General features: G+C 69.9%; 25 protein-coding genes and 1 pseudogene. 8 read left to right on the top strand and 18 right to left on the bottom strand.

All coding sequences use genetic code 11. The features are described 5' to 3' along the window. Positions 1 to 10: 10 nt before the first annotated feature. From mobB to Q8S40_RS08395, 11 genes are all read right to left on the bottom strand, one after another. Positions 11 to 514: a molybdopterin-guanine dinucleotide biosynthesis protein B gene (mobB, locus tag Q8S40_RS08445; protein ID WP_304810561.1), complete on the bottom strand. Its 504-nt coding sequence runs from the start codon at positions 512 to 514 to the stop codon at positions 11 to 13. Between the two features lie 79 nt (positions 515 to 593). Continuing rightward, on the bottom strand, positions 594 to 1,793 hold the full coding sequence (locus Q8S40_RS08440) for a formate dehydrogenase subunit gamma (RefSeq protein ID WP_305670038.1): 1,200 nt from the start codon (positions 1,791 to 1,793) through the stop codon (positions 594 to 596). Then, entirely contained in the window at positions 1,790 to 2,386 is a 597-nt protein-coding gene (gene fdh3B / locus Q8S40_RS08435; RefSeq protein WP_305670037.1) for a formate dehydrogenase FDH3 subunit beta, read from the bottom strand. Before fdh3B ends, Q8S40_RS08440 begins: the two co-directional genes overlap by 4 nt. Positions 2,387 to 2,388: 2 nt before the next feature. Continuing rightward, positions 2,389 to 5,313 carry a formate dehydrogenase subunit alpha gene (locus Q8S40_RS08430; protein WP_305670036.1) on the bottom strand — a complete coding sequence of 975 codons (2,925 nt, stop codon included), beginning with the start codon at positions 5,311 to 5,313 and terminating at the stop codon, positions 2,389 to 2,391. Between the two features lie 18 nt (positions 5,314 to 5,331). Next, entirely contained in the window at positions 5,332 to 5,547 is a 216-nt protein-coding gene (locus tag Q8S40_RS08425) for a twin-arginine translocation signal domain-containing protein (protein ID WP_304810567.1), read from the bottom strand. Between the two features lie 16 nt (positions 5,548 to 5,563). Next, the gene (locus Q8S40_RS08420) at positions 5,564 to 6,163 is read right to left on the bottom strand and encodes a molecular chaperone (RefSeq protein ID WP_304810568.1); all 600 of its coding nucleotides are present in this window, start codon (positions 6,161 to 6,163) and stop codon (positions 5,564 to 5,566) included. 161 nt (positions 6,164 to 6,324) lie between these two features. Further along, entirely contained in the window at positions 6,325 to 6,951 is a 627-nt protein-coding gene (locus Q8S40_RS08415) for a DUF3306 domain-containing protein (RefSeq protein WP_305670035.1), read from the bottom strand. Continuing rightward, the gene (locus tag Q8S40_RS08410; RefSeq protein ID WP_305670034.1) at positions 6,948 to 7,469 is read right to left on the bottom strand and encodes a DUF3305 domain-containing protein; all 522 of its coding nucleotides are present in this window, start codon (positions 7,467 to 7,469) and stop codon (positions 6,948 to 6,950) included. Before Q8S40_RS08410 ends, Q8S40_RS08415 begins: the two co-directional genes overlap by 4 nt. Positions 7,470 to 7,491: 22 nt before the next feature. Then, on the bottom strand, positions 7,492 to 8,538 hold the full coding sequence (locus Q8S40_RS08405; protein WP_305670033.1) for a DUF6352 family protein: 1,047 nt from the start codon (positions 8,536 to 8,538) through the stop codon (positions 7,492 to 7,494). Next, a complete protein-coding gene (locus Q8S40_RS08400; RefSeq protein ID WP_305670032.1) occupies positions 8,535 to 9,080 on the bottom strand; it encodes a DUF6505 family protein in 546 nt (181 codons plus the stop codon). Before Q8S40_RS08400 ends, Q8S40_RS08405 begins: the two co-directional genes overlap by 4 nt. Continuing rightward, entirely contained in the window at positions 9,077 to 9,799 is a 723-nt protein-coding gene (locus Q8S40_RS08395) for a biotin/lipoate--protein ligase family protein (RefSeq protein ID WP_305670031.1), read from the bottom strand. The genes Q8S40_RS08400 and Q8S40_RS08395 overlap by 4 nt, the downstream gene beginning before the upstream one ends. Before the next feature lie 112 nt (positions 9,800 to 9,911). On the opposite strand from Q8S40_RS08395, the gene Q8S40_RS08390 reads away from it, so the two are divergent. The 4 genes from Q8S40_RS08390 (at position 9,912) to Q8S40_RS08375 (ending at position 14,224) form a co-directional block, all read left to right on the top strand. Continuing rightward, positions 9,912 to 11,960 (top strand): 4Fe-4S binding protein, encoded by a 2,049-nt coding sequence (locus Q8S40_RS08390; protein WP_305670030.1) that lies wholly within the window; start codon positions 9,912 to 9,914, stop codon positions 11,958 to 11,960. A gap of 121 nt (positions 11,961 to 12,081) precedes the next feature. Beyond that, the gene (locus Q8S40_RS08385) at positions 12,082 to 12,399 is read left to right on the top strand and encodes a CcdB family protein (RefSeq protein WP_305670029.1); all 318 of its coding nucleotides are present in this window, start codon (positions 12,082 to 12,084) and stop codon (positions 12,397 to 12,399) included. Positions 12,400 to 12,423: 24 nt separating this feature from the next. After that, positions 12,424 to 13,437, top strand: a complete 1,014-nt coding sequence (locus Q8S40_RS08380; RefSeq protein WP_305670028.1) for an NADP-dependent oxidoreductase — start codon at positions 12,424 to 12,426, stop codon at positions 13,435 to 13,437. Position 13,438: 1 nt separating this feature from the next. Continuing rightward, positions 13,439 to 14,224: a hypothetical protein gene (locus Q8S40_RS08375; RefSeq protein ID WP_305670027.1), complete on the top strand. Its 786-nt coding sequence runs from the start codon at positions 13,439 to 13,441 to the stop codon at positions 14,222 to 14,224. A gap of 10 nt (positions 14,225 to 14,234) precedes the next feature. Here Q8S40_RS08375 and Q8S40_RS08370 read toward each other — a convergent pair whose 3' ends face one another. The 5 genes from Q8S40_RS08370 to pdxH all read right to left on the bottom strand — a co-directional run bounded on the left by Q8S40_RS08370 (position 14,235) and on the right by pdxH (position 19,673). Further along, positions 14,235 to 15,668, bottom strand: coding sequence for a calcium-binding protein (locus Q8S40_RS08370; RefSeq protein WP_305670026.1), 1,434 nt, complete (start codon positions 15,666 to 15,668; stop codon positions 14,235 to 14,237). Positions 15,669 to 15,810: 142 nt separating this feature from the next. Further along, the gene (locus Q8S40_RS08365) at positions 15,811 to 16,521 is read right to left on the bottom strand and encodes a pirin family protein (protein ID WP_304810590.1); all 711 of its coding nucleotides are present in this window, start codon (positions 16,519 to 16,521) and stop codon (positions 15,811 to 15,813) included. Positions 16,522 to 16,657: 136 nt separating this feature from the next. Continuing rightward, on the bottom strand, positions 16,658 to 17,536 hold the full coding sequence (locus Q8S40_RS08360) for a universal stress protein (RefSeq protein WP_305670025.1): 879 nt from the start codon (positions 17,534 to 17,536) through the stop codon (positions 16,658 to 16,660). Between the two features lie 51 nt (positions 17,537 to 17,587). Beyond that, the gene (locus Q8S40_RS08355) at positions 17,588 to 19,072 is read right to left on the bottom strand and encodes an AAA family ATPase (RefSeq protein ID WP_305670024.1); all 1,485 of its coding nucleotides are present in this window, start codon (positions 19,070 to 19,072) and stop codon (positions 17,588 to 17,590) included. 10 nt (positions 19,073 to 19,082) lie between these two features. Next, positions 19,083 to 19,673, bottom strand: coding sequence for a pyridoxamine 5'-phosphate oxidase (pdxH, locus tag Q8S40_RS08350; RefSeq protein ID WP_305670023.1), 591 nt, complete (start codon positions 19,671 to 19,673; stop codon positions 19,083 to 19,085). A 113-nt stretch (positions 19,674 to 19,786) separates the two neighbouring features. Here pdxH and fabI point away from each other — a divergent pair, with 113 nt between their 5' ends. The 4 genes from fabI (at position 19,787) to Q8S40_RS08330 (ending at position 23,918) form a co-directional block, all read left to right on the top strand. Then, positions 19,787 to 20,635: an enoyl-ACP reductase FabI gene (gene fabI / locus Q8S40_RS08345; RefSeq protein WP_305670022.1), complete on the top strand. Its 849-nt coding sequence runs from the start codon at positions 19,787 to 19,789 to the stop codon at positions 20,633 to 20,635. 45 nt (positions 20,636 to 20,680) lie between these two features. Further along, positions 20,681 to 21,784, top strand: coding sequence for a chorismate synthase (aroC, locus tag Q8S40_RS08340; RefSeq protein ID WP_305670021.1), 1,104 nt, complete (start codon positions 20,681 to 20,683; stop codon positions 21,782 to 21,784). A 112-nt stretch (positions 21,785 to 21,896) separates the two neighbouring features. Further along, on the top strand, positions 21,897 to 23,099 hold the full coding sequence (locus tag Q8S40_RS08335; protein ID WP_305670020.1) for a hypothetical protein: 1,203 nt from the start codon (positions 21,897 to 21,899) through the stop codon (positions 23,097 to 23,099). A 132-nt stretch (positions 23,100 to 23,231) separates the two neighbouring features. Next, on the top strand, positions 23,232 to 23,918 hold the full coding sequence (locus Q8S40_RS08330) for a GntR family transcriptional regulator (RefSeq protein ID WP_304810601.1): 687 nt from the start codon (positions 23,232 to 23,234) through the stop codon (positions 23,916 to 23,918). Positions 23,919 to 24,087: 169 nt separating this feature from the next. Here the strand turns inward: Q8S40_RS08330 and Q8S40_RS08325 are convergent, their stop codons facing one another. Both Q8S40_RS08325 and Q8S40_RS08320 read right to left on the bottom strand, forming a co-directional pair. Next, positions 24,088 to 25,539, bottom strand: coding sequence for an FAD-binding oxidoreductase (locus Q8S40_RS08325; RefSeq protein ID WP_305670019.1), 1,452 nt, complete (start codon positions 25,537 to 25,539; stop codon positions 24,088 to 24,090). A 679-nt stretch (positions 25,540 to 26,218) separates the two neighbouring features. Next, a pseudogene (locus tag Q8S40_RS08320) lies at positions 26,219 to 26,366 on the bottom strand (IS256 family transposase); the annotation flags it as partial.

Below are 26,366 nucleotides of genomic sequence, written 5' to 3'. Positions count from 1 at the left end.
CCGGCCTCCCCTACGCGCGCAACGGGATCGCGCGCGCCAGCATCAGATCGGCGATGGCGCCGATATCGTCCAGATGCAGATGCGGCAGCGTGCTGGCGGGCGGCGCGACATCGGCGGCGATGCCGATGATGGCGGGATCATCCGGGTGCAGCCAGGGCTTGGCATTGGCGGCGCGGAAGACCTCGATCTTCGGGTGCGGGTCGCGCTTGAAGCCCTCGATGATCACCAGGTCCACCGGGTCGAAGCGCGCCAGCAATTCCGCCAGCGTGGCCTCCGGCGCACCGCGCAGCTCCGTCATCAGCGCCCAGCGACGCGCGGAGGAAACCAGCACCTGGCGTGCGCCCGCCTGGCGATGCGCGTGGCTGTCCTTGCCCGGCCGGTCCACGTCGAATTCATGGTGCGCGTGCTTCAGCGTGGAGACGGCCACGCCGCGCGCCGCCAGTTCCGGGATCAGCCGCGTCAGCAGCGTGGTCTTGCCGGAGCCGCTCCAGCCGGCGAGTCCGATCAGGCGCAAGGTCGGGGGATCCTGGAAATGAATGAGGCCGGCCGTGGCTTCACCACGGCCGGCCCCGATTGGGCAAGTGGGGGACGCTTCAGTCCGCGCCGAGCGGTCGGGCACCCGCGGGGCCCGCGACGGTGGTGCGGGCCTTCTCCAGCTCCTCCTCCACCCACAGGGAATGGTGTTCCTTCGCCCAGTTCAGATCCACCTGGCCGGAACCCATGGCATCGAAGGCGCCCTTCATGCCGAGCGAGCCGATATAGATGTGGCCCAGCATCACGGCGATCATCAGCACGGAGAGAAGGCCGTGCACGGTGTGCGCCAGTTGCTGCCCGGACATGTCCGTAACGGCGAAGGGGAAGATCAGCACATAGCCGGAGATGGCGACGACGGTGCCGCCGAGCACGGTGATCCAGAACACCAGCTTCTGGCCGGCATTGAAGCGCTTGGCGTCCGGATGCCCCTTGCCGATGAAGCCGCCGCCGGCCTTGAACCAGGCGAGGTCGAGCCGGTCCGGGATGTTGTCCCGCACCCAGACCAGGAACATCAGCACGATGCCGAGGGTGAAGGGGAAGGCCAGGTAGTTGTGCGCGATCTTGCCCCACAGGCTGACGGCGGTGAACGCCTCCGGCCCGATGATCGGCAGCAGCAGGAAGCGGCCGAAGGTGAGGTTCAGGCCGGACAGAGCGAGCACGATGAAGCTGCTCGCCGTCATCCAATGCGCCACCCGTTCGAACAGGTTGAAGCGCTGGATGGTGCGGCCCGCGGGGCCTGCCGCCACTGTCATGCGGCCCTTGACCAGGAAGAACAGCACCAGGATCGCCAGCATCCCGAGCACGGCGACGCCGCCGACCCAGGTGAGCGTGCGGTTGTGGAAATCGCGCCAATCCCGCCCCTCGGGCTGGATCAGCGTGGCGGCCTGGCGGTCGGGGATGGTGATGCGGCCACCGATACGCTCACCCCGCAGAGCCGCCTGAAGCTCCATCTCCTCGGCCGAGAGCTGGCCGCGGTCGCTGAAGGGTGCCGGGGTCGGCGGCACGAAGGAGGGCTGGCGCGGCTGCGGATCGGTGACAGCCTCCGCCGCCGGTGATGGCTGCGTGCCGGTGGGCGTGTCGCCCACGATGGTGGAGTCCGGCACCTGCCCGCCGGGCTGCCCGCCGCGGCCGGCCCCAACCTCCGGCACAGGCGCCTGGATCTCCGGCGCACCGGCAGGCGGCGCACCGGGCTGGGATTGCCCGAAGGCCGGCGCTGACAGAAGCAGTGCCGCGACCAGGATGGGGGCGAAGCGGGTCATATCGCCACCGTCTCACGGTAGGCCGTATGCCAGCCCCAGGCACCGGCGCCATAGCCGCGCTGCTGCACACGCTCACGGTAGATGGTGGCGATCATCTCGCCATCACCGGCCAGCAGCGCCTTGGTGCTGCACATCTCGGCGCAGAGCGGCAGCTTGCCTTCCGCGATGCGGTTGGCGCCGTACTGGGTGTATTCGACGATGGTGTTGTCCTGCTGCGGCCCACCGGCGCAGTAGGTGCATTTGTCCATCTTGCCGCGGCCACCGAAATTGCCGACGCGCGGGTACTGCGGCGCGCCGAACGGGCAGGCGTAGAAGCAGTAGCCGCAGCCGATGCACAGATCCTTGTCGTGCAGCACGATCGCATCCGCCGTCGTGTAGAAACAACTGACGGGGCAGACCGCGGCGCAGGGCGCATCGGTGCAGTGCATGCAGGCCATGGAGATCGAACGCTCACCGGGCCGGCCGTCATTGATGGTGACGACGCGGCGGCGGTTGATGCCCCAAGGCACCTCATGCTCGTTCTTGCAGGCGGTGACGCAGGCGTTGCATTCGATGCAGCGGTCGCTGTCACAGAGGAACTTCATGCGCGCCATGATTAGGCACTCCTGATCTGGCAGAGCGTGACCTTGGTTTCCTGCATGAAGGTCACCGGATCGTAGCCATAGGTGGTGATCGCGTTCACGCTTTCGCCGAGCACGATCGGGTCCGTGCCCTGCGGATATTTGCTGCGCTGGTCCACGCCCTGGAACCAGCCGGCGAAGTGGAAGGGCATCCATGCCACGCCACGGCCGACGCGTTCCGTCACCAGCGCCTTCACCCGGACGCGGGAATTGCTTTCCGGCCCCATCACCCAGACGAACTGGCCGTCGCGGATGCTGCGGGTGGCCGCGTCCTCCGGGTTGATCTCGACGAACATGTCCTGCTGCAGCTCGGCGAGCCACTTGTTGGAGCGGGTTTCCTCACCGCCACCCTCGTACTCGACCAGGCGGCCGGAGGTGAGGATGATGGGGAAGTCGCCGGCGACCTGGTGGCTGCGGTTCTGCACCGTCACGCCCAGATGCGGCAGGCGGAAACCGCGGCGGTCCGGCAGGGTCGGGTACTGCGCGATCAGGTCGGTGCGCGGCGTGTAGATCGGCTCACGATGCACCGGCACCGGGTCCGGCAGGTTCCAGGCGACCGCGCGGGCCTTGGCATTGCCGTACGGCACGCAGCCATGTTCCATCGCCACGCGGATGATGCCGCAGGACAGGTCGGTGGCCCAGGAGAAGGTGCCGCCATTGGCCTCGATCCAGCCGCGCTCCGCCTCCGTCAGCTCCTCATACCAGCCGAGGCGCTTCAGCACGGCGACGGTGAATTCCGGGTAGCCGTCCTGGATCTCGGAACCCAGCGAGTAGGAGCCTTCCGCCAGCAGCGTCTTGCCTTCCCGCTCCACGCCGAAGCGGGCGCGGAAGGTGCCGCCGCCGTTCTTCACGTGCAGGTTGGTGTTGTACAGGATGTGCGTGCCCGGGTGCTTCATCTCCGGCGTGCCCCAGCAGGGCCAGGGCAGGCCGTAGAACTCGTTCTCCACCGGGCTGCCCACGGCGCCGCGCAGGGTCACCAGGTCGAACTTGTCCTGGTGTTCCATGTGCAGCTTCAGGCGTTCCGGCGACTGGCCGGAATAGCCGGTGCTGAGCGAGCCGCGGTTGATCTCCCGCAGGATGCTCTCGGCGGTGGGCGCGTTGTTGCGGATCTCGTAGGGCTTGAACATCTCCGCCTGGATGCGGATCGGCAGGCCCTTTCGTTCCGCCGCGCCATCCAGCGCGCCGGCCAGGCGGTACATCAGCTCATAGTCGGTCTTCGATTCGAACAGCGGCGCGACGATCCGCGCGCCCCACTGGATGGAGCGGTTGGAGGCGCTGCGGCTGCCATCGCATTCGAACTGCGTGGTGGCGGGCAGGAGGTAGGTGTTTTCCTTGCGGTCGGCCAGCACGGCGAAGGTGGTGGGGTGCGGGTCGGCGACCACCAGCAGGTCCAGCGCCTCCAGCCCCTTCACCGCTTCCGGCATGCGGGTGACGGTGTTGCCGCCATGGCCTACCACCAGCATGCCGCGCAGGCGGTCGCGCTGCTGGATCTGGTCCTTGGGCAGGGTGATGGCGTCGAAGTAGCGGGTGGTGGGGATGCCGGGCGTCCCCATCATCGCCGGGCTGTCGAAGCGCGGCACCATGTCCTCGTAGCGGACATTCCAGACGCGCGACCAATGGCGCCAGGCATTCTCGTCCAGCCCGTAATAGGCCGGCAGCGTGGTCACATCGAGGCCGAAATCAGTGGCGCCCTGCACGTTGCAATGGCCGCGGAAAATGTTGGCGCCGCCGCCATTGTTGCCGACATTGCCGGTGGCCAGCAGCAGGATGGAGAAGGCGCGCACATTGGCGGTGCCGACGGTCTTCTGCGTCGCGCCCATGCACCAGATCAGCGTGGACGGCTTCTGCGTCGCGAAGGCTTCCGCCACCTTCTTGAGCTGCGGGCCGGGCACGCCGGTCACGCGCTGCACTTCCTCCGGCGTCCACTTCGCGCATTCGGCGCGGATCTCATCCATGCCGTAGACGCGCTGGGCGATGAATTCCTTGTCTTCCCAGCCATTGGCGAAGATGTGGTGCAGCATGCCCCAGATGATCGGGATGTCCGTGCCCGGGCGGATGCGGACATATTCGTTGGCATGCGCCGCCGTGCGGGTGAAGCGCGGGTCGATGACGATCAGGTTGGCCCGGTTGCGCTCCTTGCCCGACAGCACGTGCTGCAGCGAAACGGGATGCGCCTCCGCCGGATTTCCGCCCATGATGATCATGGTCTTGGAATTGCGGATGTCGTTGTAGGAATTGGTCTGCGCGCCGTAGCCCCAGGTATTGGCAACGCCGGCCACCGTGGTGGAGTGGCAGATGCGCGCCTGGTGATCGACGCTGTTCGTGCCCCAGAAGGCGGCGAACTTGCGGAACAGATACGCGCCCTCATTGCTGAACTTGGCGCTGCCCAGAAGGAACATGCTGTCCGGCCCGGATTCCTGCCGGATCGTCATCATCTTGTCGGCGATCTCGGTCAGCGCGACGTCCCAGGACAGGCGCTGCCACTGGCCGCCCACCAGCTTCATCGGGTATTTCAGGCGCCGGTCGCCGTGCACAAGCTCGCGCACCGAGGCGCCCTTGGCGCAATGCGTGCCGCGGTTGATCGGGCTGGCCCAGGTGGGCTCCTGCCCGGTCCAGACGCCGTTCTGCACTTCCGCCGTCACGCTGCAGCCGACCGAGCAATGGGTGCAGATGTTCTTGATGCGCTGGACCGGCTGGCTGTGGTCCTGGACACCCATGGCACCACCCGGTGCCGCCTGCGCGCGGGAGGCGCCTAGCGAGCCCAGCGCGGCAAGCCCCGCCCCGGCAAAGCCCGCCTGGCGCAGGAAGCTGCGGCGGTCCAACCCGCCGGAGGAAAGGCCCTGATAGGCCGCGGCAAGGCGCTGGCGTGCGGCCTTGCCCTCGGAGCGCTTGATCAGCATCTGGCGTGCTCCCGATTCTTATTCGTAACGATTCGTGCGGTAGAAGGCCTGCACATGGGCCGAATCCGGCTGGTACCGCGCGGCCACGCGCTGCGCCTGGTTTTCCTTGCGGGCCTCACGCGACGGCACGGTATCCGCGCGCTGCGCCAGAGCCGGCGTGGCCACCGCCGCGCCAAGCCCGAGGGCTTTCAGGAAACCGCGACGGGCCGGCTTTTCGGATGCCTGTTCGCTCATCTTGGCTCTCCCCAATTCAGGCCGGCAGATCCGCTGCGGCGGCCTCGATGTCCACGGCAAGGCGGCCGAGCCGCCCGACCGCGCGATAGAAATCCGCCATCTCCGCCTTTTCCAGATCCGCGAAGAAGCGTGCGGCCCAGGGTCGGATGTGACGGGCGAAGAATGGCAGGGCCGCGTCGGGCTCGCCCGGGAACGCCCCGGCCAGCAGCCCGGCATAGGCCTCGCACAGGAAGGCGATGTGATCCTCCGGCTCCGCCACGCCCTCGGCGCGCAGGATGCCAAGCCGGGCCAGATCGCCGCGCAGATCGGCCAGTGGCCGTTCATGCAGGAAGCCGGTCAGGTAGTAGCTGGCATAGGGCAGCAACTCACCGCGGCCGACGCCGATGAACAGCTTGAAGAATTCCTGCTCCGCCGCCGCGGCATCGGTGCGGCCCGCGGCCTCCGCCAGGGCGCCATAGGCCACCCCGAGTTCACCCGATTCGCCGCGCAGCGCGCGCATGCGGATCAGCAATCCGGCATCCGGCGCGGCCCCAAGCAGGCGACCGAGCAACGCGAACAGCCGCGCCCGTTCCGCATCCACGGGGTCCAGAACCAGTTGCGCCTGTTCTTCCTGCATCCCGCCGAATGTACCCAAAATGGTGACCGCGCAGCTCCCCAGCCACAAGCAATCCCCGATAGATAGCCAACCAAGCGGAAAGCTCGGCTTTAGGCAAGTCTTTGATTTTATACTGCGAATCGTTCTCAACTTCTCAGGCCCGGTCGCCCGGAAGGCGCCCTTCAGGCCGGCAGGGCGCCGCCATGGCGGCGCCGTGGCTGCCCCGGTTCGGGAGCCATTTCCTCGGCCGGTTCGGCCTGCATTTCGCCCAGGTCCACCGGCTCGGCGGGCGTGGCTTCGGCCAGCAGGGTTGGTTCGGCCTCGGGCGGTGCCGCCTCCTGCGCCTCGGGTGCCGCATCCTCCGGCGTCTCGGGTCGATCCCCGATCGCCTGGGCCAGCAGTTCCTTCAGCTTGCCGCCGATATCGAGCGAAAAGCCCGGCGGCATGCCGGCGGGGTTGTTGTAGTCCCAGGCATAATCGGCGGGGCCGATGAAGTCGCGGATCGTCGGGTCCAGCGACCACATCCGCCGTAGTGCCGCGCCGCGCAGCGCGGTGGGAATGCCGGGGCGCAGGAACAGGCTGAAATCGCTGGATTCGGTCAGGTCCTCGATGCGCGGCAAGGCCGAAAGGTCGATCTCCGGCACGCCGGGGATCGGGCAGGCCTGCGGCGCGGGCGGCGTGACCTCGGCTTCGGCCGGGGCATCCGGCTCGATCTCCCGCTGCGGCTCAGGCTCCCGCTCCGGCTCAGGCTCCGGCTGGCGTTTCAGGCGGGACCAGCGGCTGAGGAAGCCATCCTCCTGCCCGCTCACTTGTCCGGCTCCGCGATCCGGCTGCGATGCGCCAGGGCTTCCGGGTCCGCCTGGTCGCGCTTGCGCTTCCAGAAGCCGCGTTCCTTGTGATGGCGGGCGACGAAATCCTGCATCACCGCATGCAGGCGCGGCGGCAGCGGCAGCGATTCCAGCAGATCCTGCCCGACATCGGCATAGAGATGCGCCTCCCCCGGATCGGCGGTCACGGTCTGCAAACGCCAGCCGCTCACCGTCTCCGCCGGCCGCAGCAGCACCCAGACCAGCGGTTGGGCGGAGGCGAGGTTGTGGCGGTAATTGTCGGTGTCAGTCGGGTACAGCGCGACCTCCGCGATTCCGGCGAAGAACACGGTGCGGCCCGGCTCCTCCCGCAACACGGTCCAGGGCAGCAGGTCCGGGGCTTCCTCCAGCACCTCCACGGCGCGCCAGGCGTATTCGGCCCAGCGGGTCACGCCGGGGCGGCGTTCCACCAGCACGGCGAGCGGGATGAAAAGGCTGTCCGGATTATGGGTGCGGGTCATGGGCGCCGCTCCGCGGTGGGGGTCACGCGCCGCTCTCCCGCGCCCGCAGCGGCAGGCCGGCGACCAGGTTCTGCGGTTTCATCCGCAGCTTCTGGGCCGCATCCATGGCGAGTGCCAGATACACCGGCTTGCCCGCGACGCGCGGCAAAATGCGCGAGGCCTCGGCGAATTCCAGCACGCCGAGCCAGAGGATGCGCGCCAGCCGCGCCTGCTTCACTTTCTTCCCCTGCCACAGATCATTGGCGATGCCCGTCGCCTCCGCATCCAGGCCGACATGCCAGGTCCAGTTGTGGTCCTCGATCACCGGCACCGGGCGGATCGTCACCTGTTCGCCGATGACATGGCCGATGAAGCGTTCCAGCGCGCGGGCCAGGCCATGCTGACCGGGGCGGTTCTCGGCGATGTCGAGGGCGAAGTCATGCGCGTCCGACCGGCCGCGGTACAGCGGCGCCATCTCCTCCGACAGCACGTCCAGCTCGACTTCGCGGGGCGGCGACCCGGCCTCCACCAGCAATTGCCCCAGCGGCCCGAAGCCACCATCGCCGCCGCGCGCCTCCAGGAATTCCTCATCCGCCAGCAGCAGCGCGCCGTGGTGGATGGCGGCGCGTTGCGGGCGGAAGAACAGCTCCGCCGCGCGCAGCGTGAAGGCGTCCTCCACCCCCTCCAGCGCGGCGCGGGTCACCAGATGGGTCAGCATCTGCAGGAAGATCGGCGGCACGCCCTGCACGCCGCCCCGGAACAGGTCGAGCCAGGCCGCCTCCAGGCTCGGCTGCGCCACCACCCGGTCGCGGAAGCCGAGGAAGACGGCGAAATTCTCCCGCGCATCCGCATCCGCCAGGCGTTCCAGTTCGGCCGGCGCCACCGCGCGCATCGGCTCGGCCAGCAGCGCCGCATGCAGCGCGCGTTCGGCCGGGCAGGCTTCCTCCGGCGGCACCAGCTCCGGCCGCGCACAAAAGGCGCGCCAGAGATCGGGCGTGCCGAGGATGCGGCCCTGCTCGTCCCGGTCGCACAGGTGATGGCCGGAGGCGACCCAGAAATCGCCGGGTGCCAGACCAGGGGGTGCGCTCATGGCTGGCGCCTGGCGAGGGATGTCAGGTCGGGGTGCTCCACGGGCTCATCCTCGGTCTCCACCACGGCAAAGACCGGCAGGCTGGTGAACTGGCTGTGCCGCTGCTCGCGCCGGTGCAGGGTGCGGAAACGCTCCCTCACCTGGCCATCCTCGATGCTGCGGGACAGGGCCAGCACGGTGCCGGGCGGATGGTCGCAGAGGCTTTCGGCAAAGCCCAGCTCCTCCCGCGCTGCTTCCTCCGCCGCCGCATCATCCGGGGCGCCGTGTTGGGCGCGGATGTGCTGCGCGAGTGCCGCCAGGGCCGCCGCATGCTGCGCCTCCGTCGCCTCCGCCACCTCCACCAGCGTCGACCAGCCGAAGGAGGCGAGGCCGAGGAAGCCGCCACGAAACGCCTGGCGACGCTTGCCGGACAGCGCCTCCGGCGCCTCGTTCCAGAAGGCGAAGCCGCCGGGCACCGCCCATTCGCCGGGCTCGGCCGCATCCGGGAAGATCACGGTATCGGAGGGGTCGAGCCGCAGGGTGCGCGGCAGGCGGCGGGTCATGCGGCCTCCGTCAGCGCGGCGGGCAGCGGATGCAGGTGGCGTGCGCCGTCCTGTTCCAGGACCAGCGCGCCCGTCGCCGGGTCCAGGCCGCGGCGGGCCGCGCCCATCCAGGGTTCGGGCTCCAGGCGCGACAGGTAGCGGGACGCCATGCGCGCGAAGCCGCCTTGCGGGCGCGGGTGCTGCCATTCGGCGAGGCCCGCCATCAGATGCCGCGCCCAGGCGGCGGTGAGATCGGCGGCGGCGACATCCTCCTCCAGCCAGCCTTCCTCTCGCAGCGCGGTCTGCTGCACGCCATGGCCGGGCTCCCACCCGGCGGGGAAGGTCAGCCGCGCCTGGATCCCCACCACCAGCCAGTCGGGCACGGCATCCTCCGGCGCGCCCTGCGGCCAGGCCAGCCGCGCCTGGCCGATGCGGCCGGCATTGACGCGGATGGTGGCGGGCCAGCCGATGCTGATGGCGACCTCCGCCGGACCGTGGGCGCCCAGCGCATCGGCCAGCGCGCTGGCGGCGGCGAACAGGGCCGGGCGCGCGGCGGCCAACGGCAATTCCGGCTCCAGCACCACCGCGGCCTCGATCCGCGCGGCGGAACGCACCCAGGCCAGTGTGCCGGCCCCGTGCTGCGGGGCGAGTTCGACGGCGCGGGCCAGCGCATCCTTGCCCTCACGCAGGGCGAAGATGGGGCCGAAGGCGGTGGGCAGGTCGGGCAGGCCGGTTGTCACGGCGGCGGTGTCTTCCTTGGCGATCCCTCGCAACGGCGCGAGGCCCGGCATATATGGCGGGCTTACCCCCGGGCCTAGGGCCTGGGCAGGCACGAGGACGCCCGGCGCCCGCATGACACGCACCCCGATCACCTTCGTCTGCAGCTGCGAGGATACGATGCCGCTGGATGCCCGCGCCATCGCGCGCGGCTGCGCCGGCGGGGCGCCGCGCCTGGCGGAACAACTCTGCCAATCGCAGCTCGACCGCTTCCTGGCCGCGCTGGCGGAGGATGTGCCGGTGACGGTGGCCTGCACCGCCCAGGCGCCGCTGTTCGCGGAGGTTGCGGAGGATGCCGGCTTCGCGCGGGCGCTGAATTTCGTGAATGTGCGGGAGACGGCCGGCTGGTCCGCGGAGGCCAAGGCCGCCGGCCCGAAGATGGCCGCCCTGATCGCCGCCGCCGCCGTGCCGATGCCGGCCACCCCGCTGGTGCCGCTGAAAAGCGAGGGCATCACGCTGATCCTGGGCCGCGACGAGGTGGCGCTGCGCGCGGCGGAACGCCTGGCCGGCGCGCTGGATGTGACGGTGCTATTGGATGGCAGCGCGCCGGTCGCGCCGCTGCGGGCGGCGGAGTTTCCGGTCGTGCGCGGCCGGGCCCGCGCCGCGACCGGCTGGCTCGGCACCTTCGAGGTGGTGGTGGATGGCCACGCCATGCCGCGCCCCTCCTCCCGCACCGCCTATGAGTGGGGCCCGAAGCGCGATGGCGCGGTCAGCCGCTGCGACGTGCTGCTGGACCTGACCGGCGGCGCACCCCTGTTTCCGGCGGCCGAGGTGCGCCAGGGCTATCTGCGCGCCGACCCGGCCGACGCCGCCGCGGTGGAACGCGCGATCGGCGCGGCGAAGGATCTGGTGGGCGAATTCGACAAGCCGCGCTTCATCACCTTCGATGCCGGGCTCTGCGCCCATTCGCGCAACAAGCGCGTGGCCTGCACCCGCTGCCTCGATCTCTGCCCGACCGGCGCCATCACACCGGGGCGCGATTCCGTGATGATCTCGGCCGAGATCTGCGCCGGCTGCGGCGCCTGCGCCGCGGTCTGCCCGACCGGTGCCGCCAGCTACGCCCTGCCGGCCTCCGACAATCTGCTGCGCCGGCTGCGCGCCCTGCTGCTGACCTATCGCGAGGCGGGCGGCGAGGCGCCGGTGGTGCTGGTGCATGATGCCGAGCATGGCGAGGCGCTGATCGATGCGCTCGCCCGGCATGGCAGCGGCCTGCCCGCCCGCGTGCTGCCGCTGCGGGTGAACGAGGTCTCCCAGCTCGACCTTGCCTTCTTCCTGGCCGGCTTCGCCTGGGGTGCGGCGCAGATCCGCCTGCTGCTGCGCGGCCGCCGCGCGCATGGGGTGGAGGGTGTGCTGCGGAACCTGGGTTTCACCGCGGAAATCCTCTCGGGCCTCGCCGTGCCGGAGCACGGCGCGCCGCGCGCCGGCACCATCGAGACGGATGATCCCTTCACGCTGGGCGAGGCGCTGGCCGCCCTGCCCCGCCGCGGCCTGCCCTTCCCGCCCGCCACCTTCCTGGCGATCGGCACGCCACGGGAGATGCTGCGCCAGGCCGGGCGCGCGCTGGCGGAGGGGATGAGCCGGCGGGAGGCGGTGCTGCCGATGCCGGCGCTGGCCCCCTTCGGCCTGGCCAAGGTGGATGTGAACGGCTGCACCCTGTGCCTGGCCTGCACCATGGTCTGCCCGACCGCCGCCTTCACCGCGAACCCCGAGACGCCACAGCTCCGCTTCCTGGAGGATGCCTGCGTGCAGTGCGGCCTGTGCGCCACCACCTGCCCGGAGCAGGTCATCACCCTGGAACCTCGCCTGAACCTGGCCCCCGAGGCTGCGCGGATGCAGGTGGTGAAGGAGGAAGCGCCGTTCTGCTGCGAACGCTGCGCCAAGCCCTTCGGCGTGAAGTCGCAGATCGACCGGGTCACGGCCAAGCTGACCGAAAGCGGCCACTGGATGTTCCGCGACCCGAAGCAGCTGGCCCTGCTGCGGCTGTGCGAGGATTGCCGCCCCTTCGCCGCGACGGATGCGGCGCTCGACCCCTATGCCGGCCCTGACCGCCCGATCGCCAAGACCACGGAGGATTGGCTGCGGGAGGCGGAGCGGGCGAAGCGGGCGAAGCGGGACGCGACGTGATTGCGGCCGCGCCGGCGCATGACTAGTTGCAGCCTGCGCAGGCCGGAGCCCCCCGCTGCCTTCATCGAGAAGCACGGCTTTTGGGCCGAAGAATACGCCCGGTTCTCATTGGCCGCGCCTGATGCCGCAATACGACGCGCACCGCACGAGGAGCCGGGCGGTGCCCTTCGTCGTGGTTCCGCAATCCGCCGCCTTCGACCATCTCCGGACCCGCCTGGTCGCACCACTGATCGATTCCGCCGATGCCGCGGCGGCCGGATACCCGACGCGAACACCGCGCTTCACCTTGGCCGGACGCGACCTGACCCTCGATATCCTGCAGGCCACCGCCTTCCCGCGCGACGCGCCCGGCCCGCTGGTCGGTTCGCTCGCTGATGACAACAGCGCGACACGCATCGTCGCGGCGGTGGACGAGGCGATCTCGCGCGTCCATGGCTGAACGCAGCAACCGGAGGACATCGCGATGACGAACCCGCAGATCCTGCTCGCCCGCCGCCCCCAGGGCGCCCCCGTGGCCGAGGATTTCCGGACGGTGGAAACACCCATCCCGGACCCCGGCCCCGGGGAGGTGCTGGTCCAGCACCGTTTCATCTCGCTGGACCCCTACCAGCGCGGCCGGATGGATGACGTGAAATCCTACTCCGCCCCGGTTGCCATCGGCGGCGTCATGGAATGCCAGGCGGTGGGACAGGTGGCGGCCAGCGGTGATGCCAGGTTCCGGGAGGGGGATTGGGTGCTCGGCGGCTTCGGCTGGCAGGGCTATTCGGTGCGGCCCGCCAAGTCATTGATCGCGATCGATCCGAATGAGGCGCCGCCGTCCACCGCACTTGGCGTGCTCGGCATGCCCGGGCTGACCGCGTGGGTCGGGCTGGAGGATATCGGCCAGCCGAAAGCAGGCGAGATGCTGGTGGTCTCCGCCGCCTCCGGTGCCGTCGGCCAGGTGGTGGGGCAGCTCGGCAAGATCCGCGGTGCGAAGGTGGTGGGCATTGCCGGCGGAGCGGAGAAATGCGCCTTCGTGAAGGACAAGCTGCATTTCGATGCGGCGCTGGACCATCGCGGCGACCTGAACGCGCAGCTCGATGCCGCCTGCCCGGACGGCGTGGATGTGTACTGGGAGAATGTCGGCGGCGCGGTGCAGGCCGCCGTGTTCCCGCGCTTCCGCGATTTCGGCCGCATGGTGATGTGCGGCATGATCTCGCAGTACAACACCGCCTCGGGTGCCGCGGCCGCCGGGGCGCCGGCGGGGCCGAATCTCGGGCCGGTGGTGCGCAAGCGGCTCCGCATCCAGGGCTTCATCGTCTCGGACACCGGCTGGCCGCGCTATGCCCAGTTCCGCAAGGAAATGCTCAGCCATCTCCAGGCCGGGCGCCTCCAGTATCGGGAAGATGTGGCGCACGGCCTGGCCAATGCGCCGGCCGCCTTCATGGGCATGCTGGAGGGGCGCAATTTCGGCAAGCAGATCGTCGCCCTCGACTGAGATGGAGGATGCCGCGCTGGCCGACCGGCTGGCCGGCACCCGGGTATTGCTGTGCTACGGCTTGCTGGGGGAGGTGATCGCCGGCCTCGCCCCGGTGGGCATGGACTATATGGGCGCGCAATTGGCCTGGCTCAGCGGGCTGGGCGTCGCCGTGCAGGTGGTGAAGCTGCCGACCGCCGCGCCGGTTGGTGTCAATGCCGGACGGATCGCCGCCGCCATGCTGGCCGACCCGCGCCCGGCCATCCTGGTCGGCCATTCCAAGGGCGGGCTGGAAGCGCTGGCGGCGCTGCTGCGGCCCGGCATGGCGGAACGCTGCTGCGGCCTCATCGCGCTACAGGCGCCCTTCTTCGGCTCGCCGGTCGCGGATCTGATCCTGGCGCGGCGGCCGGTGCTGATGGCGGTGCATCATGTGGCCAGGTTGTCGCGCCTCGGCACCGGACGCGGGCTGCGGGATTTGACGACGCCGGTGCGGCAGGCCTGGATGCGCGGCAACGCCACGCAGCTGGCGGCGCTGACTGCGCGGCTGCCGGTTGTGACGCTGGCGACGGACCTCGCCGCGGAGGGTGGCGACTGGCGGGACGGGATCTACCGTCCGCTGGCGCGCTGGATGCTGGCGCAGGGCGCCGGGCCGAATGATGGGCTGGTGCCGGTCGCCTCCGCCCTGCTGCCCGGCGCGCAGCAGGCGGTGCTGCCTGGCGGCCACCGCGCGCTGGTCGCGCGTGGCCCGGGGCGGGACCCGGTGGGGGTGTTGCGGATGGCGCTTGGGCTGATGCTGGCCGCGGCTTGAGCCTGCCGTCTCAGCCGAAGATCACGTCACCTTCCGCCAGGGAGGTGACGCCGCGCAGCGTCGCGATCAGCACCGGGTCATCTCCACCCAGACCATCCATGTCGAAGCTCAGCTCGCCATTGGTGGTGTTGAACAGCAGGGTGGATTCCGCGCCGGCCACTGGCGCGCTGCCCTGCACCAACGGCCCGGCGACGCCGAAGAAGATGCGGATCACATCCTCCCCGCTCACGAAGCCGCGGATGGTATCGCCGCCATCCGCCCGGTCGACGAAAATGAAGACATCCTGCGCGCCATCGGCCTGGGTCTGCAGCAGATCGGCGCCGGTTCCGCCATAGAACGTATCGGCGCCCGCACCGCCGATCAGCGTGTCATCGCCGGTGCCGCCAATGAGATAGTCGTTGCCTGCGCCGCCATTGATCAAGTCGTTGCCCCAGCCGCCGATCAGGATGTCGTCGCCTTCGCCGCCCAGCAGCGTGTTCTCGCCATCCGTGCCACGAAGCGTGTCGTTGCCGGTGCCGCCATTCAGCAGGTCGTTGCCCAGGCCGCCAAACAGCACATCGTCGCCTGCGCCGCCCAGCAGCGTATCGTTGCCATCGCCGCCATCAAGCGTATCGGCGCCGGCGCCGCCGTTCAGCAGGTCGTCACCGTCGTTACCCTCGATCACGTCGTCGCCGTCATTGCCCTGGATGCGATCATGGCCGTCACCGCCGAAAATCACGTCGTTACCAGCGTCGCCGCGGATCCTGTCGTCACCGGCACCACCAAATATCTGGTCGTTGCCGGCGCCGCCGATCAGGATGCCCGCGCCCAGACCGGCATACATCACATCGTCGCCGTCACCACCGTTCAGGGTATCGTTGCCCCCTGCACCCCAGAGGACATCGTTGCCGAAACCGCCAATCAGGCGATTATTGCCACCCCCAGCACTCAAGGTGTCATTGCCCGCGCCGCCCAGGAGCGTGTCATTGCCATCCCCACCGTCGATCTGATCACTTCCGTTGTGGCCGAAGATCAGGTCGTTGCCTGAGCCGCCCAAGACCGTATCTTCCTGCGCGCCGCCGACAACCGTATTGCTGCCGGCGCCCAGGACGACCAGGCTGCGGCGTTCCGGCTCCATATTCAACGAGACGCCCGCCACCGCGTCCGGCGCCAGGAAGATCGAAACTTCCTGGACGGAAATCTCCGGCACATCGAGGATGGTCAGGTTGAAGCGGGCGATGCTGTCGATTTCGAGCGGCTGGCCGGGCGCGCCCGCATAGACGTAGGAATGGGTGAAGGCGAAGGAGGGCACCTCGGGGGTGAAGATCTCGCTGGTGCCGTCGCCCCAATCCAGCACATTGAGCGAAACGGTTTGTTGGGGACCTGCGGTAAACAGCCAGAATGGCTGCAGCGTGACGAAGCCATTCTGGAAGCCGCGAGCGAGGAATACGGTGTTGATGAGCATGCCGGCGCTCCGGTACGGCCAGGGTTCGAACTCAAGCCGATAAAGAAGCGGCACCAAAATGAATGCAAGCGTTAAAATTTGACGAAGCTGAGACTCGCTGCATCCCACAGCCCGGGGCGCGTCCCGCGCCCCGGGCCCAGCCTCATTCCTTGGCCACTTCCACCATCACCAGCTCCGCATCCTCCTCGGCCGTGATGTGGATGGCCGGCTCATCGACGATGCCGGCGCCATCCCGCATGGCCAGGGCCGCGCCATTCACCGTGGCAGCGCCCTTGGCCACCACCAGATAGGCAGCGCGGCCCGGCGCCAGCGCCTGGGTCAGCGTCTGTCCCTTGGCCAGCGTCGCCGCGAGCACCGCGCCGTTGACGTTGAGCGGCAACGCGCCGGTGCCGGCGTCACCGGGGCGGCCGGAGGCCAGGACCTCGAAGCCTGCCTCACGCGCCGCCTTGGGAAACTCCTTGGCGCCCCAATTCGGCTTGGCGCCCCGCACATCCGGCATGATCCAGATCTGGAAGATCTTCGTCACATCCGGCTCGAGGTTGTATTCGGCATGCGTCACGCCGGTGCCAGCGGACATGATCTGCACATCACCCGCCGCGGTGCGACCCTCATTGCCCAGATTGTCCCGGTGCGTGATGGCGCCTTCGCGGACATAGGTGATGATTTCCATGTCGCGATGCGGGTGAGCATCGAAGCCGGTGCCGGGCGCGATCTCGTCATCGTTCCAGACGCGCAGCTTGCCCCAGCTCATCCGGTCCGGGTCACGGTAATTGGCGAAGGAGAAGTGGTGCTTCGCCTTGAGCCAGCCATGGTTGGCACCGCCGAGGCTGGCGAAGGGGCGGACATCGATCATCGGTTTCTCTCCGGTCCTGCGCCCGGGCCCAGGCCCGCGGCGCTTCTGTTGGACGGAGAGATAGGCTCGAAGCCCTGCCGGCACAGCAAAGTGGCCGGGATGGGGGCCATTCAGCGGGTGAATGACCCCCCGGAGCCTACCGGCACATCAGGATCGGGATTTCCGAATTCTCCAGCACATGCCGCGTCACGCCGCCCAGGATGAGCTGGCGCAGGCGGGAATGGCTGTAGGCGCCCTGGCACATCAGGTCGGCGCCGAAATCCCGCGCCGCGCCCAGCAGCCCGGCGCCGACTTCGCGGGTCTGCGACTTGAAGGGCACCAGCTCCGCCTCGATCTCATGCCAGCGCAGATAGGCCTGGATGCCCTCCGCCGCCGGGCCGCGGCGCTGGTAGTCCTCGGAATGCAGGATGCGGACGGCCTGGGCGCGGTGCAGCCAGGGCAGCGCGGCGGCGACCGCGGCGGCGCTTTCGGCGCTGCCATTCCAGGCGATGCAGACCCGCGCGCCCATCACATCCGGCGCGGTGCGCGGCGCGATCAGCACCGGGCGGCCGCTGTCGAACAGCACGGCATGCAGCGCGTCGGAGGAGGAGACATCCTCATCCGCCTCCGGATGCGGTACCACGGCCATGTCGTACAGGCGCGATTGCTGCGCCACGACATCCTCCTCCCGCCCCGCGATCGCCTCGAAGGACAGGGTCACGCCCGGCACCTTCAGCGCGGTGTTGGGGTCGGCGGCCATGGTCAGGTCGCCATGGATGGCGGTGAATTTCTCGAACATGGCGCGGACGCGTCCGGCGCGTTCGCCGGATTCGCGCTCGGTGGCCGCCATCATCTCCTCGATCATGGCGCCAGACAGGCCCTCGCCGGCCAGCGGCGCGACATCGCGCGCATCGACGCGCACATGCAGACAGTGCAGATGCGCGCTCCAGATTCGCGCGACCATCAGTCCTGTGGCAAGCGCGGCTTCCCCGGCCGCGGTACCGGTCAACGGCAGCAACAGGCGGCGATAAGCCATCGCGCCTCTCCTTTATCCAGATTTTGGGTGCGGAAAGCCTTCCCGGAGACGTTATGCCCCAGTTACCGGGGTCAAGGCCAGCGCAGCCCGTACCGGCTCCAACGGCGCACCGGCATCCACCTGCTGCCAGGTGATGGCGCCCGGATCGGCAGTGGCCGCCTGGTCCAGCACCGCCACCGTGGCATCCGAGGCATCGCGCCCCGCCGCGCTGCGTTCCGCGACGCGGCGGCGCAGCAGATCCAGCGGCGCGGCCAGCCAGAAACCCTTGAAAGGATATGGCGCGGCGGCCGCTTCCGCCGCCTGGCGCTGCGCCGGGTCCAGGAACACGGCATCCAGCACCACGCTGTGCCCGGCGCCCAGCGCCGCGCGCGCCGCGGCGAATATCTCGGCATGAACGGCCTGGCTTTCCGCCTCGGCATAGGCCGCCGGCGGCAGGCGTGCCTCCGGTGCCACCCCGGCCCGGCGCTTGCGGGTCTCATCCGTCCGCAGATGCAGCGCACCGGGGGCGGCGCCGAGATCGGGGGCGATCTGCCGGGCAAGCCAGGTCTTGCCGGTGCCCTGCAACCCGCCCACCGCGACCAGGCGTTGCGGCACCGGGCGGATATGCGCCTCCGCCGCCGCCAGGTAGCCCAACCCGTCCTCGCCCCGCCGCGCCGCGACATGGGCGCGCACCATGGCCCGCAGCGCCATCCAGAAGCCAAGCGGCGGCAGCAGGCCGAAATCCCCGGTGCGCGCGAGGTAGCGGTTCATCAGCCGGTTGGCCGCCGCGCGGTGGCCCTGCGCGCAGAGATCCATCAGCAGGAAGGCGAGGTCGTAGCCGGTATCCGTGGTCGCCATCGCCTCGTCGAATTCCAGCGCGTCGAACGGCGTCGGCCGGCCCTCCCACAGGCACAGATTGCCGAGATGCAGGTCGCCATGGCAGCGCCGCACCCGCCCCGCCGCCTCGCGTGCCGCCATGTGCGGGGTGAGCGCGGAAAGCCGCGCCTGCATCGCCGCGCCGAGTGCCGCGACGCGCGCCTCCGGCAGGCCGGTTTCGTGGCAGTCGCGGATGTTGCCGGCCAGCACGCGGGCCATCGCGGCCGGCGCATCGAAGCCGGGCGGCGCCGGGAGGGCCGCTTCGTGCAGCGCAACCACCGCGTCGGCCGTGGCATCCAGCAATTCCGGCGTCAGCCCGCCGCTGCGGGCGATCACGTCGAGGAAGTCGCCCGGCGGCACCGGCGCCATGCGGAGCACCCACTCCACCGGTTCCCCCGCCCCATCCAGCGCCAGGGTGCCATCCGGCGCGCGGGTCACTGGCACCACATCCCGGTACAGCCCAGGCGCGTGGGGCTGGTTCAGCGCCAGTTCGTGCCGCACGAAGTGCTGCCGGGACGCCAGTTCCGAGAAATCCAGGAAGCCGAGGCGCACCGCCTTCTTCAGCTTCCACACCGTATCCGGCCCGATGAAGACGGCCGAGATATGCGTCTCCACCGGATCCGCCCCCGCCAGGCGCCGCAACAGCGCCGCCACCGGGGCCTGATCGGCCGGGACGGTCATGGCCAGGGGGTCATGGGTAAAGCATCTCGATCCGCCAGCCGGCGCCGTCACGGTGGAAGACGCGGCGTTCATGCAGGCGGAAGGGCATGTCGCGCCACAATTCCATGCGGTCCGGCACCAGGCGGAAGCCGGACCAATGCGCCGGCCGGGGGATCTCGCCCAGTCCGAAGCGCATTGTCTGCTCCGCCACCGCCTTCTCCAGCGCGAAGCGGGATTCGAGCGGCCGGGACTGCCTGCTGGCCCAGGCGCCGATGCGCGAGCCGCGGGCGCGGGAGGCGTAGTAGGCATCGGCCTCCGCCGCGGTCACCGGCTGCACCGCGCCCTCCACACGCACCGACCGTTGCAGGGTCTTCCAGTGGAAGCACAGGGCGGCGAAGGGGTTGGCGGCGAGTTCGCCACCCTTGCGGCTTTCGAGGTTGGTGTAGAAGACGAACCCATCCGGATCGACGCCCTTCAGCAGCACCATGCGGGCGGAGGGGCGGCCTTCCGGCGTGGCGGTGGCCAGGCAGACCGCGTTCGGGTCGTTCGGCTCGGTCTTCGCCGCCTCCGCCATCCATGCCTCGAAGATGGCGATCGGGTCTTCGGTCGTGGGCGAATCCAAGGGGGCACACTCCTGGCGGGCGGGGCCAGACAGGTGTGAGGCCCCTTGCCCGTGACAAGGGCATGTGCCACCACCGGGGGCCTCTCGCAACCAGCCTCCGGTGCCCCTGCCCCATGCCGAATGATGTCCCGTCCGAGACCGCCAGCGCAGGGATCCCCACCGGGACGCTGATGGCGGGCAAGCGCGGCGTCATCATGGGCGTGGCGAATGACCGATCGATCGCCTGGGGCATCGCGCAGTACCTGGCCGCCCAGGGCGCCGAAATCGCCTTCACCTACCAGGGTGAGGCGCTGGAGCGCCGGGTGCGGCCGCTGGCCGAGAGCATCGGCAGCCAGCACGTGCTGCCCTGCGACGTGACCGACGATGCCAGCGTGGATGCGGTGTTCGAAACGCTCGGCCGGGAATGGGGCGGGCTGGATTTCGTGGTCCACGCCATCGGCTTCGCCGACAAGCAGTTCCTGCGCGGCCGCTACATGGACACGCCGCGGCCGGCCTTCCTGCAGGCGATGGATATTTCCGTCTACTCCTTCGTCTCTGTGGCGCAGCGCGCGGTGCCGCTGATGAAGCCGGGCGGGTCGCTGCTGACCATGTCCTATCTCGGCGCGGAACGGGTGACGCCGCATTACAACGTGATGGGCGTGGCCAAGGCGGCGCTGGAAGCCAGCGTGCGCTACATGGCGGCCGATCTCGGCAAGTCCGGCATCCGGGTGAATGCGATCTCGGCCGGGCCGATCAAGACCTTGGCCGCGAGCGGCATCGGCGACTTCCGCTACATCCTGAAGTGGAACCAGTACAACGCGCCGCTGGAGCGGAACGTGACGATCGAGGATGTGGGCGGGGCGGGTCTGTACCTGCTGTCCGATCTCGCCTCCGGCGTCACCGGCGAAGTGCACCATGTGGATTGCGGCTACCACGTGGTGGGCATGAAGAACCCGGATGCGCCGGATATCGCGACGGTCTGAACGGGGGGTGCCTCTCTCCGCTCGTTGCGCTAAGCGGGGCGGACCATGAGCCACAACACCTTCGGCCACCTCTTCCGCGTCACCACCTGGGGCGAATCCCACGGCGCCGCCATCGGCTGCGTCGTGGATGGCTGCCCGCCGCGCCTGGCGCTGACCGAGGCGGATATCCAGCCCTTCCTGGACCGCCGCCGCCCCGGCCAGTCCAAATTCGTCACGCAGCGCCAGGAAGCCGATGCCGTCCGCATCCTGTCCGGCACCTTCGAGGGCGTCACCACCGGCACCCCCATCGCGCTGCACATCGAGAATACGGACCAGCGATCGAAGGACTACGGCGAGATCAAGGACCGCTTCCGCCCGGGCCATGCCGACCTGACCTATGAGCTGAAATACGGCGTGCGGGACTATCGCGGCGGCGGCAGGTCCAGCGCGCGGGAGACGGCGATGCGGGTCGCCGCCGGGGCCATCGCGCGCCGCGTGCTGGAGGGTGTCACCATCCGCGGCGCGCTGGTGAACATGGGTGGCGACGAGATCGACCGCGCCCGCTTCGACTGGGCGCAGGTGGAGCAGAACCCCTTCTTCTGCCCGGACCCGGTCGCGGCCGGCCGCTGGGAAGCCCGGCTTACCGCCGCCCGCAAATCCGGCTCCTCCCTCGGCGCCGTTGTGGAAGTGGTGGCCGAGGGTGTGCCCCCCGGGCTTGGCGCGCCGATCTATGGCAAGCTGGATGCCGAACTCGCCAGTGCGCTGATGAGCATCAATGCGGTGAAGGGGGTTGAGATCGGCGATGGCTTCGCCGCCGCCGCCCTGTCCGGCGAGGGCAATGCGGATGAGATGCGGATGGGCGCGGATGGCCAGGTGGTCTTCGGCTCCAACCATGCCGGCGGCATCCTGGGCGGCATCTCCACCGGCCAGCCGATCGTGGCCCGCTTCGTGGTGAAGCCCACCTCCTCCATCCTCACGCCCCGGCAATCGGTGGACCGCTTCGGGCAGGATGTGGAGGTGCTGACCAAGGGCCGCCACGACCCCTGCGTCGGCATCCGGGCCGTGCCGGTGGGGGAAGCGATGCTCGCTTTGGTGCTCGCCGATGCCCTGCTGCGGCACCGCGCGCAGAACCCGGATGCGCCCGAGGTGGCCCGCCTGCCCCGCAACTAAGGGTTGCATTGCGTATATCCGACAAATTTAGTCGCCTATCACGCATCTGCTGCTTGACGCTGCCCCTGCAAAAGGCGTTAGGGATACGCATCAACGTGATCGGGCCAAAGTCATGCCTTTCGCCGACCATCGGCCGGACCCGGCCGATCTCGATCGTTTTCGTGCCCTTTGCGGCGCCCGGCTCTGGGCGAAGCGGCTCGGCGATATTGCCCAGCTTGCCGCCGCCCCTTCCCTATCCGGCCGCGCCGCGCAGCAGCGCCATGCGCTGGAGCTGGTGCTGGCACGGCTGACGGACCCGAAGGCGCTGGCCCGCGCCACGCCCGCCGAGCGGCACGCCCTGGCCTTTGCGCGGGAGGCGGTGAAGCTTGCCGCTCAATTGCCCACGCCGCAGCGCGCCCGGCTGCGGGCCGAGATCGCCGCCGGCCTGACCGGCGCAGCCACGCTGATGCCGCTGTTCCACCTGCTGCGGACCGCAGCCCTGCACCGCAGCCGCGGCTTCGAGGTGACCTTCAGCGGCCTGGCCGAGGAAGCCCCTTTCGACCTGCTGATCCGCCGCGACGGTGTGGAAGCCGAAGTGGTGTGCGAGACCGTCTCCGCCGAGGAAGGGCGGGAAGTGCATCGGGGCGACTGGTGCGCGCTGGTCGACAAGGTCAACCCGGAACTCCAGACTTGGCTCGCCTCCCATCCCGGCCGCTACCTGCTGAAGATGACGCTGCCCGGCGGCATGGCCACCGATGCCCAGGTGGCGGACCTGCATGCCCGCATCGCCGCCCTGCTGACCGCGCAGAAGCGCCAGGATACCAGCGCGGATGCCGTGCTGAAGCTGGACCCGCTGGTGCTGGCCGGCGCCCAGGCCAGCGTGCAGGGCCTGCCCGCCCAGCTGCGTGCCCAGTTCGGGGAGGAAGCGCATCTGGCTGTCACCGCCGGCCCGGGCGCTGGCTCCGTCTTCGTCATGGCGGCGCGCGCGGGGCGGGAGAATTCGATCGCCACCGCCGTAACCCGCCGCTGCGCCCTGGTGGCCGAAAGCCGCCTCAGCGGCAGCCGCCCCGGCCTGCTGGCGATGTTCGTGGATGATGTGGACCGCGCGGAATGGCGCGCCCTGCGCGAAAGGCTGGAGCTGGAAGGCGCCGCCCGCCGCTGGATGACGGAACCGGCGGCGCGGCGCGTGGTGGCCGTGGCCTGCACCAGCCGGATGGAGCTGTTCGGCGTGGCGCCGCCCGATGGCGCGCCGGATGGCGAGCTGCGCTTCCGCAACCCTGGGCACCCGGCGGGGAAGAACCCGGCCCTGGCTCCGGCGGTCGCCTCCTCGCTCTGACCCGGCGGCGGGCGATGGCCACATGGCCAGCCCGCCCGCCCTCGGTTTGCGGTGGCGTTGAGAGGCCGGTATACACCTTGTCAAGCTGGATGCGCGCGCGCGGATCCGGATGCACAGGGACCCCACGCGCCGATGACACCGGACAAGACCGACCCGCCCCGCAGCCTGCGGGAGCAGGCCTATGAGGCGATCAAGCGGGGCATCCTCGATTCCCGCTATGCCCCGGGCGCCCTGCTGTCCGAAAACCAGCTTGCCGAGGAGTTGCAGATCAGCCGCACCCCGATCCGGGAGGCGCTGCGCGAATTGGCCGGCGGCGGGCTGGTGCGGATCCTGCCGCAGCGGGGCATCGTGGTGTCCGAACTCTCGGTGCATGACATCGTCGAGGTCTATCAGCTTCGCGAACAGCTGGAGGGCTTCGCGGTGCGGGTGGCGGCGGAACGGCTGGGGCCGGCGGATGCCGAAGGGCTGCTGGCAGACCACCGGGATGCCGTGGCCCATATGCAGGCCGGCGCGCTGCGCGCCGCCTATGACAGCTCCGTCCTCATGCACAGCCGCATCCTGGAACTGGCGGGCAATTCACGGCTGCGGCAGTTCATGGCGCAACTCGGCGACCAGGTGCATCGCTTCGGCCTGCTGACGCTGCGGCATGGGCGGGTGGAGCGGGCGCTGGCCGAGCACGGCCAGATCATCGCGGCGCTGATCGCCAACCGGCCGGAGGATGCGGAAAGCCTGATGCGCCAGCATCTGCGTGCCGACCGCGACCTGGCGCTGCGCGTGGTGTTGCCGGCCGGGGTGATGCAGCCCGAACTGACGGCCTGAAACCCTTGGTGACCGGTTGAGAACACCAGCGGGTCGGTCCCGCGGTGCTTTTGCGCCCCTGCTGTGTTGCCGGATTTGCCGATGCAACCAGCATCGGCGGCATCCGGCGCCTTGCAGAAACGAAAAATCACCTGCGGGTCCTCAGCCGCCGGCATTCTCAAACGGTCACTTACGCCTGCACGCCCTCCAGCGCGCCGGGATTCATGCGGCCGCGCGGGTCCAGCATGGCCTTCACACTGTGCAGCAACTGCGCCGCCCCCGGCTCCATGCGGGAGCCGAGCCGGTAGAAACGGCCGAGCTGGGCATGCACGGCGCCATGCTGGTCCATGATGGCGGACAGCACCTCCCTCGCCCGCCGCACCAGGTCGCGCGCCGCCTGGTTGGGCGCCTGGCTGCCGAAGCGGGCGCGGTTGGCCTCTGACAGATGCTGCAGGTGCAGCGCATCCAGTGCGTCGCGCCAGTAGAACATCGGCTCGATCGTTATGTAGGCGCCGAGCGAGGAGATGATGTGGCTGGTGCTGACCCCAGCCGCGGCCATTTCCGCCGCCATCGCCGCATGCTGCGCTTCCACGGCCGCCAGGCAGGCGCGGGCATTGGCAAGCGGCAGCATGCCATGCACCGGCACCCAGCGCTCCCCCTCCGGCCCGACAAGGCCGCGGATGGAATAGGGCCGGGCGCGCAGCGCCTTGGGGATGGTGGCCGGAACCTCCTCCGCGCCATGGCGGGTGGTGATGCCGCGCGCCACTTCCACCGCTGCCTCCGCCGCGGGCACGGTGGCGCCCTCGGCGGTCAGGTGCAGGGTCCAGGCGGGCTCGGGCCGGGCCTCGCGGCGCCGCGGCGCGGCGGCCGGGCCCGGGGTGGACGTGCGAACCGGGTCGAGTGCGAAGGCGCGGCTGACGATGCTGGCCTGCGCGACCTCCACCATCGCCGCCATCATCGCGGCGCTGCTTTCGAAGGCAAACGACCCGAAGGCGCCGGGGCGATCGGGCGCGAGGCGCAGCGCCACTTCCGTCTTCACCCCGAAGGCGCCGCAATCGCCCAGGAACAGCCCGGTGAGGTCCGGCCCCATATGGCGCCAGAAGGGCGGCGCACCGCGCAGCGCCAGTGCGCCGGTGCAGACCGCGTTGCCATCCGCCAGCACCACGGTCAGGCCAAGAATGCCATCCATGCCGCCGGGGAGGTTCTGCGCCACGGTACCGCCCACCGTGCTGACCGAGCCGGAGACCGGGGAGGCCTGCGCCGCGCGCAGCCCGTGCGGGGCCAGCGCGGCGGCCAGCGCCTGCCAAGTGGTGCCGGCGCCGACCACGGCTGTCAGGTTCCCGGCGTCAATCGAGATGTCGTTCAGCCGCGTGGTGTCCACCACCACCGCTGGCGCCCGCGGCACCACCCCGGCACTGTAGGACATGCCAGCGCCCCGCGGCACGATGCTGCGCCCGAATTCCGCCAGCAGGCGCAGCGCCGTTGCGGTATCCGCCGTGCTGCCCGGGCGGATGACGATCTCGGCCGGCGCTGCGTCGGGCCAGTCGAACAGGTCGGAGGTCGCCAGCGCGCAACTGGAGGCATCGGTCGCGACATGCGCGGCGCCGATCCGCTGCGCCAGAGCTGCGGCAAGGCTACTCATCGCGACGCTTCCGGACCTACCCGGCGGCAGAGCTGCAAGGTCTGCGCATGCATCCGGTTCATCGCAACCTCCTTGAACAAGGGCGCCCGGTTGTAACCGGGCCGGGGTGCGTCCGCCCTACGGCACAAACCCGCGGCCTGGCAGGGTGCGGTAGCTGCTTATGCGCCTAGCCGCGGGCCTCGGCGAACACTTTTCAGTGTGTGACGAAACCACCAGCGGGCGACACCAAGACGAGCGTGCCGCACGTCAGGACGGTTGGTGCTGAGGGAACGGAGGCGGTGCTTGGAGGCCATCCTGGCGATCCTGGCACGCCGATCCCGCTGCCGGCGCGCTGCAGGCGCGCTGCAGGCGCCAGACCGCACACGGGCAGCCAGCGCGTAGGGGGTCCAGCCGCATGGGGGCTTCAATCACAACCTCCGTGCCGTTCTGGCCGCCTGGCCCGCTGATCAGGCGGGGCCCGGAGTTGGGAAGGTTGCCGTCACCGGCCACGCCGACAGTGCGGCCAGGCGCATGGCAGTGCCCGGCCTTGGCGTCTCACGGGGAGATTTTGAGGGCTGGCACACCCGACCGTCGAACCCGTACGCCGATGCCGAGAAGGCGGGGCGTGTGCGCATGGCGCGATTGTGTCCCATCGCGTGGTGTAGGAGCGCGATGATCTTTGGCGGGCTGGGCCGCCATATCAGGCGGGCACGGCCGAGAGCCTGACGGTGGCATTATCGCTGACGGTGCTGATGGCTTCCAGGGTCATATAGCGGGCGCGCTGGGTGGCCCACTCGTCGGACTGCTCGAGCAGGATGGCACCGACGAGGCGCACGACGGCGGCCTCA

Origin of the sequence: Falsiroseomonas sp. (assembly GCF_030695085.1) — a bacterium.
GTDB lineage: Bacteria > Pseudomonadota > Alphaproteobacteria > Acetobacterales > Acetobacteraceae > Falsiroseomonas.
The sequence above is the reverse complement of the archived record's forward strand: the minus strand, read 5'-3'. Positions and strand labels throughout refer to the sequence as shown.